The organism is Streptococcus rubneri (assembly GCF_004785935.1).
In the GTDB taxonomy this organism is placed as follows: domain Bacteria; phylum Bacillota; class Bacilli; order Lactobacillales; family Streptococcaceae; genus Streptococcus; species Streptococcus rubneri.
Genome location: NZ_SRRP01000001.1, coordinates 1,500,188 through 1,513,207, shown reverse-complemented (window position 1 = coordinate 1,513,207; position 13,020 = coordinate 1,500,188). Strand labels below are relative to the sequence as shown.

Genomic DNA, 13,020 nt, shown 5'->3' with positions numbered 1-13,020 from the left:
GAGTTCTCTCTCAACTTTTTTCTTCTTAAGATTACTTTAAGTCCTGTGGTTTATACTAGGATCATAAACAAATACCTCCTAACTTTGTTTAGAATCCAAACTTTTTTTCATAATACCTCCCTATAAGAAGTCACCCATAGGTGGCTTTTTTTGTGTCTTCATCATATAATAGAACTAGAAATGAGGAGATTGAGAGGAGACAGGGTGAGAGACTACACGATTGAGGAGAAAGAATCCTTTATGCGGGAGGCACTGAAAGAGGCAGAAATCGCCTTGGCCCATGAGGAAATTCCTATTGGCTGTGTCATTGTCAAAGACGGCGAGATCATTGGACGTGGCCACAACGCGCGAGAAGAATTGCAGCGGGCCATCATGCATGCAGAGGTGATGGCGATCGAAGAAGCTAATCAGCAGGAAGAGAGTTGGAGATTGCTGGATACGACTCTTTTTGTGACCATTGAACCCTGTGTCATGTGCAGTGGCGCCATTGGACTGGCTCGAATTCCCCAGGTGATTTATGGTGCGACCAATCAGAAGTTCGGTGGAGCAGGGAGTCTCTACGACATTTTGACAGATGAACGTCTCAATCACCGAGTCGAAGTAGAAACAGGAATCTTGGAAACAGAATGTGCAGCCATTATGCAGACCTTTTTCCGCCAAGGGCGGGAACGAAAAAAACAAGCTAAGCTCGCAGCCAAGACTGAAACACAAGAATAAAAACCAGTCCTTTGCAAATCGACTAAATTATGATATAATACCTATCGGAGCAACAGTTCTGCGTGAAGCGGGTCAGGGGAGGAATCCAGCAGCCCTAAGCGAAGTGAACTGTGTGCTCTTTTTCTATGTACCTTAGTGAATCAAGTCCAACGGACGCGGATGAACTTAGGTACATTGACGCAGTTCGAGCAAAGCGAGAACTACGTTCCGAAATATCTATAGAGTCAAGTTCAAGGGATGTAGACGAATCCTAGAGCAATGGATGGGAGTGAAACAGAACGTTTGTTCGTAGTTCCATCCCCGCAAAGCTGATTATGTTTTCTTCTGAGCTTAAAAAGCGAAAGAAGAAACAAATCAGCTACTGCGTTAAATTGCTTAACTAAAATTTATTTGGGGATGAACGATTAGTCGCCGATAAAGTACCTTAACGAAACAAGCCTGCAAGTCTTATCCGCTACCTCAAAGAAATGCTTTGAGCAAACAGCTACTGTTTTAAACTGCTTAACTGAAATTCATTAGCGGTTTCAAAGAATAATAGCGTGAAAATGGAGCTTCGGAAGAAGCTTCTTTTTTTGTCTGTTCCGCTTAAAATAAATCTGTATATGCAAACGATTGCTATTGCGTCGTTGCTTGATTTATGAAAATAAAAAAATTAGCAAATGAAAACGTTTTACAAGACGGTTTCCCTTGATTAAATCCCTGTAAAGCGATATCATAGAGGAGAAGAAATATTGGAGGAATACTATGTCACATATTAAATTTGATTATTCAAAAGTATTAGACAAATTTGTTGCCCCGCATGAAGTGGAATACATGCAAGCACAAGTAACAGCAGCAGATGAATTGATCCGTAAAGGAACTGGTGCTGGTAGCGACTTCTTGGGTTGGTTGGACCTTCCTGAAAACTACGACCGCGAAGAATTTGACCGCATCTTGAAAGCTGCTGAACAAATCAAAGCAGACAGCGATGTTTTGGTCGTGATCGGTATCGGTGGATCATACCTTGGAGCGAAAGCTGCCATTGACTTCTTGAACCACCACTTTGCAAACTTGCAAACAAAAGAAGAACGCAAAGCACCACAAATCCTTTACGCTGGGAACTCCATCTCATCTACTTACCTTGCTGACTTGGTAGAGTACGTTGCAGATAAAGACTTCTCAGTAAACGTGATTTCTAAATCAGGTACAACAACTGAACCAGCTATCGCTTTCCGTGTCTTCAAAGAACTTTTGGTGAAGAAATACGGACAAGAAGAAGCTAACAAACGGATCTACGCAACTACTGACCGCCAAAAAGGTGCTGTTAAGGTTGAAGCAGATGCTAACGGTTGGGAAACATTTGTGGTTCCAGATGACATTGGTGGACGTTTCTCAGTGTTGACCGCAGTTGGATTGCTTCCAATCGCTGCATCAGGTGCAGACATCAAAGCCCTTATGGAAGGTGCTAATGCAGCTCGCAAAGACTACACTTCAGATAAGATTGCTGAAAATGAAGCTTACCAATATGCAGCAGTTCGTAACATTCTTTACCGTAAAGGGTATGCAACTGAAATCTTGGTAAACTACGAGCCATCCCTTCAATACTTCTCAGAATGGTGGAAACAATTGGCTGGTGAGTCAGAAGGGAAAGACCAAAAAGGGATCTACCCAACTTCAGCTAACTTCTCAACAGACTTGCATTCATTGGGTCAATTTATCCAAGAAGGAACTCGTATCATGTTTGAAACAGTTGTACGTGTTGACAAACCACGTAAGAATGTGATCATCCCTACTTTGGAAGAGGACCTTGACGGACTTGGATATCTTCAAGGAAAAGACGTTGACTTCGTTAATAAAAAAGCGACTGACGGTGTTCTTCTTGCCCACACAGACGGTGACGTGCCAAACATGTACGTGACTCTTCCTGAGCAAGATGCCTTCACTCTTGGTTACACCATCTACTTCTTCGAATTGGCCATCGCCCTTTCAGGTTACTTGAATGCCATCAACCCATTTGACCAACCAGGTGTTGAAGCATACAAACGTAACATGTTCGCCCTCCTTGGTAAACCAGGATTTGAAGAATTGAGCAAAGAACTCAACGCTCGCCTTTAATCAATAGAAAAAACGATCTCACAAGAGGTCGTTTTTTTGTTTACCAAGATCTTAAAAGAGGAGGAGGTGGCGACCCTTAATGATTTATGGTATAGTAAGGAGAGATCTACTATGAATAGAGAGGTAAGAAGAGGGAGTACAGTCTCTAGGTAAGAGGAATGGATAAAACAATCGAAAAACTAAGAGTTGCTTGGGAAAAAGTAGGGGCTCTTACAGGGAAGCGGGGGTTTTATATCCTCCTTCTTGGGTTTGTTATTTTGGGATATGTCCTGGCTGGTCTGGGAAGGAAAGAGAACTGCTTGAAAGCAGACCAACAAGTTAGCTTTGCCAGTGAAGAAAAACAGCTGAGAGACCTAGTCGCTACGGATGCTACTCCAGAAATGGAGGTCCAATTAGAAGAAATTTTATTTCTGAAGCTTGTGGAGATGCCCCTTGAAAAAGCAGAGAAGGGGATGACACCGAATGAACTGGTTAAGATGCTAGGCTGGGCTAAGCAAGCACGTCTTGAAACAACACCTATTTCTCAAATCCTTCGTTTGACTTATGGGACGACAGTGGATGGGCGCGACCAATACCAATTTGAATTTACCTCCATTAATGGAACTTATCTCCTCACAGCCTTACAGGCTTATCAACCAGTATCGACGAATTATTCACAGATGCATCCACTGAAAAAAACGGCTTTTGGTAGTTTTACAGTTGGGAAAGAGAATCAAAAAACTGGAACCGGACTAGAAGAAATTTTGAAGCAAGTCGGATTGCCACAATCACTAGGCCTCAATAGAAAGGAAGGAAAGACTTTTTTGACGCTGACCTATCGGACCCAAGATGGAATGGTCTTTCTTACCTTACAGGCACAAGCAAACAAGGCGTATCAGCTCAGTAAAATGGGATAGAGGTTAGGGATGATAGATAAGAACATAAAATACATAAAAGTGGTCATTCTCTTGCTCGCATCTCTTTTCATGGGGTGGGGCCTCCAGGTTCTGACCCATGATCAGGGGAGTCCCAAAGAGCAGGCTGAAATCAATCGTTTATCGGCTTTTCAGGTAAAAGAGTTTCAAGGAGATCGTTTCTTACAAGGAACATCGACTAAGAAAACGAAATCTTGGACCTTGGATCAGCTAACTGACCTAGAAATTCTCCTTCGGGATCGCAATGGTAAGGTGAAACAAGTCGGAAATTGCTTAGAGACCATCTTAATGAAGATGGGACATCCCCAGGAAAAGATCCTGATGCAGTCTAATACTGATCCAAAAACCACTCTGTCCTTACTTTATCGTCGAGAGACAGATGGTGCTCCTTGTGCTCTTCGTTTGTTGTTTACCAAAGGAAGGGATGGTAGCTATCTACTCTCTGAAGTGGATGCCAGCCAAGCCCTAACCAAAAAGGAGAAGCAAGAGGTCTTTTCTGAAAAAGTATTTAATGGGATTGAAGTAGGAGAAGAGATGGATCTTGCCAAGCTCCTCCAGTCCTATAAAGGTCTTCAGACTCTTATCTTGCGTCAGGTTGAGACCGACCAAGCGGGTTTCCACCTAGTCTATCGGGACGAAAAGGCTCAAGAATATGTGTTAGAAATTGAAAAAGTTGACGGATCGTATGTTTTGTTGAGAAAAGGCCAAGTCGGCGTGGCACCAGCTAGCCGTTTAGGTTAATGTTTGGGAGGAGAAGAAATGGGAAAAGGAAGAAAAGTTCAACGAGAATGGTCAAAAGTCCCAGGTGGAAATAACAGCTCTTCAGAGGTCTCTCCAAAAAGTGATCTTCAGAGTGATAGGACGGAACTACCAAGCAGGGTAAAAGAAGCAAGAACAGGGACTCGAAATGGTGGAGAGAATCTTCAAAAAAGTGTGCTTAAGAAGTCCTACTTAGCTCGTTTTGCTACTTTATTCAAGCTAGCGATAGGAGGTCTCATCCTCTTGTTCCTTTTTAACCTAGTTACTCGATATGTAAAATCACCTATGAATGATTCTCACTCTGTAAAATTAAGCAAGGGAACAGAGACTCGTTTATCAGATAAGGAGTTTAAAAACCTTTTTAACGAAAACTCCCCCTATAAAGACCGAAATCATAAAATTGATATCGATATAGAGGAGGTTGTCGCTTACATTAGAAAAATTAATGATGCTAACCTTACTATGGATGATATTGTCAAGCAATTAGGAAAAGCAAAAGATGGATATGTGAGTATAGACCCTGATGGTAGTCGAGGAAGTATATTGACGTATATCCTTACCGATAATAGAGCAGTAGTGGACTTTAATTTTAGTGAAAAGGAGAATCGCCTCCTTCTACATTCGATTCAGTATTTTACCCTAGAAAGTCAGAGAAAACCAACTACAAAAACCAGTGATGAGTATAGTGCTCTTATTCCTCAGCCAGGACAAGAGGGGATGGAGTTGATGGAAGCTATAAAAGAATTGGGAGTACCAAATTGGCTCTATTCTAGTTTTTTACCTGGGACGGAGGCTCAAATTGCCATCTCCTATAAAGCAAGTGATGAGATGCGAGTCACCTTGTATTTTGATCAAGATGGAGAGGTTTTCCGTTTGGGAAATATGACGAAAATAGAGGATAAAGAAGAATAACTAAGGGGAGAAGGAGGAGTCTCGCTCAGATTTTTTTACATCCTGAGAAACGAGAATAAGAGAGAGTGAAATGAGAAAAGGTAGAAAAATTCAACGAGAGTGGTCAAAAGTGCCAGGGGGGAATAAAAAAGTACCGGAGGTGTTTTCAGAAGGTCAACCACAAGGAGAGGTATTTGAATCCAAAGATCAATTTGAGGAAGAAAAATATTCGAAATCAGATCGAGTATACGCAGCCCAAATAGGCCAGTTCAAAGAATCCTGGTTTTCTCGTCACAGTGGTCTTCTGAAGGTTGGGATAGGTCTTGTCGTCATTGTGTGTCTTTTTCGTGGGGCTCTCCACTATGTAAAATACCTTTCCCATCAAAGAGATTCCTATTCAACCACTAAAAAGACTGGGAAGGTCCCAACAGATTCATCCGTAAAAACTGAATTTACATTTTTTGGAGCGGATTCTCCTTATATTGACAAAGAACATAGAATCGAACTGTCCATAGAGGATTTCATTTCTTTAGTGAGAAAAGCGAATGAACCTAATGTAACGCCAGAGCAGATTGTCGATCAGATTGGAAAAGCGGTCTCTGGTCACCTGTCCTCTAGCTCCGACGGTAGCCAGAGAATCGGATTAGAATATGATCTCGTCGGGGATACAGGTCACCTGTCTCTTAATTTTCAGAAAGAAAAAGATCGTATGGAACTCAGTAGTGTAACCTATTATACTAGGAAAAGTCATAGGAGAGAAGTCACGAAAACAAGTAAAGACTATGAGGCCATGCAAGCTTCGTCTGAAGAAGGTCTAGAGTTGACAGAAGCTGTAAAAGAATTAGGAACTCCTGACTTTATGCATAATAATTATGCTATTGGGGGAGTCAAACGAATTACAATCGTCTATACTACAACGGATAAGATGAACGTCTTCATGTCTTTTGATGAAACTGAGGGAAAATTTCGTTTGAAAAGTATAAGGAGTGTTGAGGATAAATCATAATCAATGAAATCATCTTAGATTACCTATTTAGAGGTTGTCAAAAAAATCTAGCCTCTCTGCTTGTCTCTATTGGTCCAGAACGCTCCCCTGTGATGAAATCTTTGGATGAGAAAGAAATATCACAAATTATGCTATAATAGTAAAATCAAAGAGTTTAAAAGGAGCCTATCTTCCTAGAGGACTGACTACATAGAACAAGAGGTACTGACATGACTGCACAAAAAATGACTGCACAAGAGATTATCGCCTTTATCGGCAATGCAGAAAAGAAAACAAATGTAAAAGTAACCTTTGAAGGGGAATTGACAGGAGATCTTCCAGCATCCGTTGTAAAACTAGGCAATATCCTATTTGGAGACTGGAAAGAGATTGAGCCCCTTCTTGCCAACTTAACAGAAAATAAAGATTATATCATAGAGCAAGATGGGCGTAATTCGGCAGTGCCTTTGCTAGACAAGCGCTATTTGAATGCCCGGATTGAACCTGGTGCGATCATTCGAGACCAGGTGACCATTGAAGACAATGCGGTGATTATGATGGGAGCGGTCATCAATATCGGGGCTGAAATCGGTGCGGGGACCATGATCGATATGGGAGCTATTCTTGGTGGCCGTGCAACGGTTGGTAAAAACAGCCATATCGGAGCAGGAGCAGTCCTTGCCGGTGTGATTGAGCCAGCCTCTGCAGAACCAGTTCGTATCGGGGATAATGTCTTGGTGGGTGCCAATGCTGTCGTCATCGAAGGGGTTCAAGTTGGCAATGGCTCTGTCGTAGCGGCAGGGGCTATTGTAACGCAGGATGTGCCTGAAAATGTTGTGGTAGCAGGTGTGCCTGCGCGCGTGATCAAGACGATTGACGAACAGACGCAACAAAAAACAGCACTTGAGGATGCCTTGCGTAACCTATAATAGAGGAATAAGAAAAGGAAGCTGGGGGATACCTCGGCTTCTTCTCAAAAGAGGAAGACTGATATGACACTTGATTTAGTAAAAATTCGGCGGGACCTGCATCAAATCCCAGAAATTGGACTAGAAGAATTTAAAACACAAGCCTATCTCTTGGAGCGCATCGCAGAAATCACCGAGGGAAAAGAATTCGTCGAGCAACGGACCTGGCGGACGGGGATCCTGGTTTTTCTGAAGGGATCCAATCCCGAAAAGACCATTGGCTGGCGGACGGATATCGATGGACTGCCCATTGTTGAGCAGACTGGTCTTGACTTTGCCTCCCGCCACGAAGGTCGGATGCATGCCTGTGGCCATGATGTCCATATGACGCTGGCCTTGGGCTTGTTGGAACAACTGGTCCAAGTACAACCGAAGAACAATCTCTTATTCCTCTTTCAACCGGCCGAGGAAAATGAAGCTGGAGGCATGCTCATGTGTGAGGATGGGGCCTTTGGAGATTGGTTGCCTGATCAATTCTACGGTCTCCATGTCCGTCCAGACCTAAAGGTAGGTGAGATTGCGACCAATCGTGGGACGCTCTTTGCAGGGACCTGTGAAGTGAAGCTGACCTTTAAAGGAAAAGGTGGACACGCCGCTTTTCCCCATGAAGCCAAGGATGCCTTAGTCGCTGCCAGCTATTTTGTCACCCAGGTTCAAACCATTGTCAGCCGAAATGTCGATCCTATCGAGGGAGCGGTTGTAACCTTCGGTTCCATGCATGCGGGAACGACCAATAATGTCATTGCGGAGACGGCCTTTCTGCATGGGACGATTCGGACTCTGACCATGGAAATGAACCTCTTGACCCAGAAGCGACTCGAGACGATTGCGAGAGGGGTTGCAGCGACTTTTGATATGGATATAGACTTGGAACTCAAGCAAGGGGGCTATTTGCCGGTGGGAAACAATCCGGACTTGGCAGATGAACTGATGACCTTCTTTGATCAAGCAGAAGATGTGACTCTGATTGATATCCTGCCCGCGATGACCGGAGAGGATTTTGGTTATCTCTTGTCAAAAGTGGATGGGGTCATGTTCTGGTTGGGAGTGGACAGTCCTTATGCCCTCCACCATCCTCAGATGAGTCCCAAGGAAGAAGCTCTGCACTTTGGGGTCAAAGCCATTAGTCCTTTCTTACAAATGAAAGCCAACCAATAAAGAAAGATGGAAATGAAAGCAAGTATTCGAAAAAGTGTGTTGAAGAAGATGAAAGGCTTGGAGCCGGAAATCAAACGGGTTGCAGATCAAGCCTTAATCCAGCGGTTGCGCTCTTTGCCAGCTTACCAAGAAGCAAGCGTTATGGCGACCTATTTGTCCTTCCCGCATGAAGTGGATACGAGTTTTCTGATTGACGCAGCTCAAGCCGATGGCAAGCAGGTCGTCATTCCGAAAACCTATCCAAAAGGACGTATGGAATTTGTGGCCTATGATCCGCAGAAGTTGAAACAAACATCCTTTGGCCTCTTGGAACCAGAGGAGGGGAGTCCAGCAATAGATCAGTCGGAGATTGATTTGATCCATGTTCCTGGAGTAGCCTTTCAAAAGGATGGCTACCGCCTGGGCTATGGAGGAGGCTATTACGATCGCTATTTGGCAGATTTTGACGGAGCGACTGTCAGCACCATCTATGCTTGCCAAGAAGTAGACTTTTCACCTGCTTCCCATGATATTCCAGTACAGGAGGTTCTTGTGGATGAATCAACTATTTGATAAGAAATACCCAGTGACCAGTAGCTTGCTTCTATTAACAACCGGCGTTTTTCTATCCATGATGCTGGTTCGTGGCTTTGATTATGAATCGGTCCAAACTGTCTACGATTTTGGAGGAGTATTAGGCGCTCAAATCCAATTCAATCCCAGCCAAAGTTGGCGTTTATTTTCTGCCATCTTTGTTCATATCGGATTACAACATTTTGTTTTAAACATGGTTACCCTCTATTTTATCGGAAGAATCGCAGAAGATTTATTTGGTTCGAAGGCTTTTTTAGCCCTCTACCTCTTGTCTGGGTTAATGGGAAATCTCTTTGTGATGATTTTTTCACCTCTTGCTGTTGCAGCTGGAGCTTCTACCGCCTTATTTGGTATCTTTGGTGCCATTGCCAGTTTACGTTTTATCGCTCGGAGTCCCTACCTTCAGTACTTGAGCCAAAGCTATACTTCCTTGATTCTGATCAATATTCTCTTTAGCTTTATGCCGGGAATTAGTCTAGCAGGTCACCTAGGAGGTTTGGTAGGAGGAGGGATTCTAGCCTTTGTCTTTCCAGTATATGGGGAGCGCGACAGTGTGAAAAAGAATTGGCGACGGACTGCTTTTCTCTTCTATGTCCTCCTCGCTAGTCTCTTATATGCCTCCCCAATTCTTTTTGGAGTCACTTATTAAAACGTAGTGAAAATGTAATAATTCTGAAAACTGAGTGAAGTCTCAGTTTTTTTGTATATATTTCCAAAAACATGCAAAGGAAGTCAAAAAGTTGCTAAAAAGCTGTATAAAGATACCGTAAGAAAGCGCTTGCAAAAACGATAAAAAAGGAGTAAACTAGCAATTGTAAAAATCTTTCTTATCCTTTCATAAAAAGGATAAAATATTATATAAAAGGAGATTTGCAATGAAAAAATGGTTGGTTAAGCTATCGTTAGTATCGATGGCTCTCTTGCTTCTTCCGATTCAAGCTGTTGAGGCTTGCTGTGGTTTCATTATTGGAAGACAGTTGACCAAGGATGGCTCGACCTTGTTTGGTCGCACGGAGGATTATCCTTACTATCCAAACGGCGGAAAACACAACAAAAACTATGTTGTTGTTGATGCCAAGAATTATAAGGAAGGGGACCAAATTCAGGACGAATCCAATGGTTTCACCTATCCTCATGCTGCCAGCGAAATGAAATACACAGCTGCTTATGATTCCGCTCGTGGAGATGGTAGCAATGGTGCTTTCGGGGAACATGGCTTCAACGAAGCTGGTGTTTCAATGACTGCCACTGTTACAGCAATCCCAAATAAAAAAGTATTGGAAAAAGATCCTCTAAAAGCAGATGGTCTCCCAGAAGCTGCTATGCTCGATGTGATCTTACCTCGTGCAAAAACAGCTCGTGAAGCCATCGAATTGCTTGGTAAGGTTATTGAAGAAAAGGGGTCAGCTGAAGGAAATACAGTTGTAGTAGCAGACCAAAAAGAAACCTGGTACATGGAAATTCTATCAGGTCACCAGTATGTGGCTGTAAAAGTACCAGAAGATAAATATGCAGTCTTTGCCAATACTTATTACCTCGGTCATGTGGATTTGAATGACTCTGAAAATGTTATTGCTTCAAAAGATGTTGAAAAAGTAGCCAAAGAATCAGGAAGTTACAAGACTGATAAAGATGGCAACTTCCATATTGCTAAATCTTACGGACCTGAAAAATATGCAGAAGGCGACCGCTCTCGGACTTATGCAGGAATTACAGTACTTGATCCAAAATCTAAAGTAACTTACGAGGATGATGAATACGAACTATTCCGTTCTCCAACTGATCCAAATAAGAAATTTACTTTAGAAGATGCCTTTGCTATGCAACGGAATCGCTTTGAACACTTAAATGGTCGCTTCGTACCGGACGATCAAATTGGAGTGAAAAAACAAGGTGACAATGGCGCAAACGACACGGTTCGCAAGGATCAATACAAATATGCACTAGGTAATGAAAACGTTATCGATGCCCATGTCTATCAAATCAATCCAAAACTACCAAAATCATTTGGTGGTACAGTTTGGTTAGGAATGGGGCCATCACGGAACACTCCATATGTCCCATTCTATGGAAATGTGAAAGACACTCATGAAGTCTTTAAACCACAAACAGAAACCTATGATCCAAATTCTTGGTATTGGACTGTTTGGCACATTGACAACATGGCAATCAACAATCAAGATATATTTGGAAAAACCGTCCAAGAACACTGGAAAGCTCTTGAAAAAGGATTTATTGCTGATCAAGAGAAGAAAGATATTGAATATTATGCATTGAAAGATCAACCTGAAGCTGCAAAAGCTGCTGAAGATAAGGTAACTAAAGATGCTCTTGAATTGTCTGATCGTCTTTTCCAACACTTCAAAGATTATGAAAAATTAATGGAGAAACAATTAGAGGCAGCTGGACGGAAGTCTGATCCATATCGTGCTTCTAAACCAGATAATTACAAAGATCCTGAAGAACCTAAAAAGCCAGATACACCAACAGTTCCAGAAAAACCACAAATCCGTGAAGATGCGAACAAAGTTTACATCCCAGCTCCAAATTATGTAGCAAGCCCTTCTACACGCGATATTCCTGCTAATGCAGAAGGAAATCCAAACAATCGCTTTGGCTATGCTGCTAACAAGGATAAACAACCAGTTGTATCTCCTAAAGTAGAAACTCCTGTGAAGCCAGAAGAAAAAGTTCAAGCTCCAACTGAAGCTCCTGTAGCAGGAAATAGTGTCAATAACAATAATCGCTTCGGATCTAATTTCAACCCAGGCGAAATTGAAACTTACCCAAATACAAATTATTCTTTTACTGTTCGTTAATAAGAGAATAGTTTCCTTAAATGCTTAGAATCTTTCTGAGCAAAAGAAAAGCTTAGAATCACGTTCGTAAAAACGTAGATTCTAAGCTTTTTTAGTTATGACTAGGACAGTTATTCAAAAATCCCCAGACACAGGATTCTCTGGTTAATCCATAGAGGAGAGCTGAATAACTGGTTGGATATTAATCTGTTGAAGTTCCTTCCAATTTTTTTCCAAGATCAATGATATACTGTTTGAGATCATCTTTTACTTGCGGATGTTTCAAAGCATAGTCAATAGATGTTTTCATGAAACCAAACTTATCACCAACATCGTAGCGTCTGCCCTTAAATTCACGGGCAAAGACTCGTTGGGTCTTGTTTAAGGTATCAATCGCATCTGTTAATTGGATTTCATTTCCAGCACCTGGTTTTTGGTTTTCCAAAATTTGGAAGATTTCTGGGGTAAGCAAGTAGCGTCCGATAATGGCAAGGTCACTCGGAGCCTCCTCAGGTGCTGGTTTTTCGACAAAGGTTTCAACGCTATAAAGTCCGTTGATCCCTTCGCCTTGCGGTGCAATGACTCCGTAAGCAGAAACCTCTTCATGAGGAACTTTCATGACAGCGATAGTTGAAGCATGCGTTTCGTCATAGTCATTCATCAATTGTTTAGTGAGAGTAGTGGCTGTATCATCTGTGATATCCATGAGGTCATCTCCTAGCATCACGACGAATGGCTCATTTCCAACAAAAGCTTTAGCTTGTAATACCGCATCCCCAAGGCCACGTGGGTGAGTTTGACGAATGAAGTGGAGGCGCATTCCTGTTGTTTCATCCACTAATCTCAAAAGGTCATTTTTCCCTTTTTCCTTGAGGTTGTATTCTAGTTCGAAGTTTGAGTCGAAATGGTCTTCGATCGAACGTTTTGACTTACCTGTTACAACCAGAATATCCTCGATACCAGATTTGAGAGCTTCCTCAACGATAAATTGAATCGTTGGTTTATCTACGATTGGTAACATTTCCTTTGCAAGAGCTTTGGTCGCTGGTAGGAAACGCGTTCCAAGACCTGCTGCAGGAATGACTGCTTTTCTAACTTTTGGCATAATACTTCCTTTCTAAATGAAGTGTAATTTCTTATTAAGAGACTGGAAAAGGAGAATG

The 13,020-nt window shown here is 42.3% G+C and carries 12 protein-coding genes and 1 other RNA gene; 12 read left to right on the top strand and 1 reads right to left on the bottom strand.

Annotated elements, in window-relative coordinates; genetic code table 11:
* The first annotated feature begins 204 nt into the window (after window positions 1-204).
* The 12 genes from tadA to E5S68_RS07335 all read left to right on the top strand — a co-directional run bounded on the left by tadA (window position 205) and on the right by E5S68_RS07335 (window position 11,878).
* Window positions 205-717 (top strand): tRNA adenosine(34) deaminase TadA, encoded by a 513-nt coding sequence (tadA, locus tag E5S68_RS07390; protein WP_167470840.1) that lies wholly within the window; start codon window positions 205-207, stop codon window positions 715-717.
* A 41-nt stretch (window positions 718-758) separates the two neighbouring features.
* An RNA gene (ffs, locus tag E5S68_RS07385) (signal recognition particle sRNA small type) lies at window positions 759-844 on the top strand.
* Window positions 845-1,461: 617 nt separating this feature from the next.
* Window positions 1,462-2,811 carry a glucose-6-phosphate isomerase gene (locus E5S68_RS07380; RefSeq protein WP_000018241.1) on the top strand — a complete coding sequence of 450 codons (1,350 nt, stop codon included), beginning with the start codon at window positions 1,462-1,464 and terminating at the stop codon, window positions 2,809-2,811.
* A 158-nt stretch (window positions 2,812-2,969) separates the two neighbouring features.
* The gene (locus E5S68_RS07375; RefSeq protein ID WP_135782953.1) at window positions 2,970-3,707 is read left to right on the top strand and encodes a hypothetical protein; all 738 of its coding nucleotides are present in this window, start codon (window positions 2,970-2,972) and stop codon (window positions 3,705-3,707) included.
* 9 nt (window positions 3,708-3,716) lie between these two features.
* Window positions 3,717-4,466 (top strand): hypothetical protein, encoded by a 750-nt coding sequence (locus E5S68_RS07370; RefSeq protein ID WP_234697698.1) that lies wholly within the window; start codon window positions 3,717-3,719, stop codon window positions 4,464-4,466.
* Between the two features lie 18 nt (window positions 4,467-4,484).
* Complete coding sequence (locus E5S68_RS07365) at window positions 4,485-5,396, top strand: hypothetical protein (protein WP_135782952.1); 912 nt, start codon at window positions 4,485-4,487, stop codon at window positions 5,394-5,396.
* Window positions 5,397-5,466: 70 nt separating this feature from the next.
* Entirely contained in the window at window positions 5,467-6,381 is a 915-nt protein-coding gene (locus E5S68_RS07360; protein WP_135782951.1) for a hypothetical protein, read from the top strand.
* Between the two features lie 209 nt (window positions 6,382-6,590).
* On the top strand, window positions 6,591-7,289 hold the full coding sequence (dapD, locus tag E5S68_RS07355; RefSeq protein ID WP_135782950.1) for a 2,3,4,5-tetrahydropyridine-2,6-dicarboxylate N-acetyltransferase: 699 nt from the start codon (window positions 6,591-6,593) through the stop codon (window positions 7,287-7,289).
* 63 nt (window positions 7,290-7,352) lie between these two features.
* The gene (locus tag E5S68_RS07350; RefSeq protein ID WP_135782949.1) at window positions 7,353-8,486 is read left to right on the top strand and encodes an N-acetyldiaminopimelate deacetylase; all 1,134 of its coding nucleotides are present in this window, start codon (window positions 7,353-7,355) and stop codon (window positions 8,484-8,486) included.
* A gap of 12 nt (window positions 8,487-8,498) precedes the next feature.
* Complete coding sequence (locus tag E5S68_RS07345; protein ID WP_135782948.1) at window positions 8,499-9,038, top strand: 5-formyltetrahydrofolate cyclo-ligase; 540 nt, start codon at window positions 8,499-8,501, stop codon at window positions 9,036-9,038.
* The gene (locus tag E5S68_RS07340) at window positions 9,022-9,708 is read left to right on the top strand and encodes a rhomboid family intramembrane serine protease (protein WP_135782947.1); all 687 of its coding nucleotides are present in this window, start codon (window positions 9,022-9,024) and stop codon (window positions 9,706-9,708) included. Before E5S68_RS07345 ends, E5S68_RS07340 begins: the two co-directional genes overlap by 17 nt.
* 226 nt (window positions 9,709-9,934) lie before the next feature.
* On the top strand, window positions 9,935-11,878 hold the full coding sequence (locus E5S68_RS07335; protein ID WP_135782946.1) for a C69 family dipeptidase: 1,944 nt from the start codon (window positions 9,935-9,937) through the stop codon (window positions 11,876-11,878).
* Window positions 11,879-12,059: 181 nt separating this feature from the next.
* On the opposite strand, the gene galU is transcribed toward E5S68_RS07335, so the two are convergent.
* Window positions 12,060-12,962, bottom strand: a complete 903-nt coding sequence (gene galU, locus E5S68_RS07330; RefSeq protein ID WP_135782945.1) for a UTP--glucose-1-phosphate uridylyltransferase GalU — start codon at window positions 12,960-12,962, stop codon at window positions 12,060-12,062.
* Window positions 12,963-13,020: the final 58 nt, after the last annotated feature.

Bases quoted from the DNA above. Each gene is read 5' to 3' on its own strand.
- E5S68_RS07380 (WP_000018241.1), top strand. From the start codon at position 1,462: ATGTCACATATTAAATTTGATTATTCAAAAGTATTAGACAAATTTGTT.
- E5S68_RS07375 (WP_135782953.1), top strand. From the start codon at position 2,970: ATGGATAAAACAATCGAAAAACTAAGAGTTGCTTGGGAAAAAGTAGGG.
- E5S68_RS07370 (WP_234697698.1), top strand. From the start codon at position 3,717: ATGATAGATAAGAACATAAAATACATAAAAGTGGTCATTCTCTTGCTC.
- E5S68_RS07365 (WP_135782952.1), top strand. From the start codon at position 4,485: ATGGGAAAAGGAAGAAAAGTTCAACGAGAATGGTCAAAAGTCCCAGGT.
- E5S68_RS07360 (WP_135782951.1), top strand. From the start codon at position 5,467: ATGAGAAAAGGTAGAAAAATTCAACGAGAGTGGTCAAAAGTGCCAGGG.
- dapD (WP_135782950.1), top strand. From the start codon at position 6,591: ATGACTGCACAAAAAATGACTGCACAAGAGATTATCGCCTTTATCGGC.
- E5S68_RS07350 (WP_135782949.1), top strand. From the start codon at position 7,353: ATGACACTTGATTTAGTAAAAATTCGGCGGGACCTGCATCAAATCCCA.
- E5S68_RS07345 (WP_135782948.1), top strand. From the start codon at position 8,499: ATGAAAGCAAGTATTCGAAAAAGTGTGTTGAAGAAGATGAAAGGCTTG.
- E5S68_RS07340 (WP_135782947.1), top strand. From the start codon at position 9,022: ATGAATCAACTATTTGATAAGAAATACCCAGTGACCAGTAGCTTGCTT.
- E5S68_RS07335 (WP_135782946.1), top strand. From the start codon at position 9,935: ATGAAAAAATGGTTGGTTAAGCTATCGTTAGTATCGATGGCTCTCTTG.
- galU (WP_135782945.1), bottom strand. From the start codon at position 12,962: ATGCCAAAAGTTAGAAAAGCAGTCATTCCTGCAGCAGGTCTTGGAACG.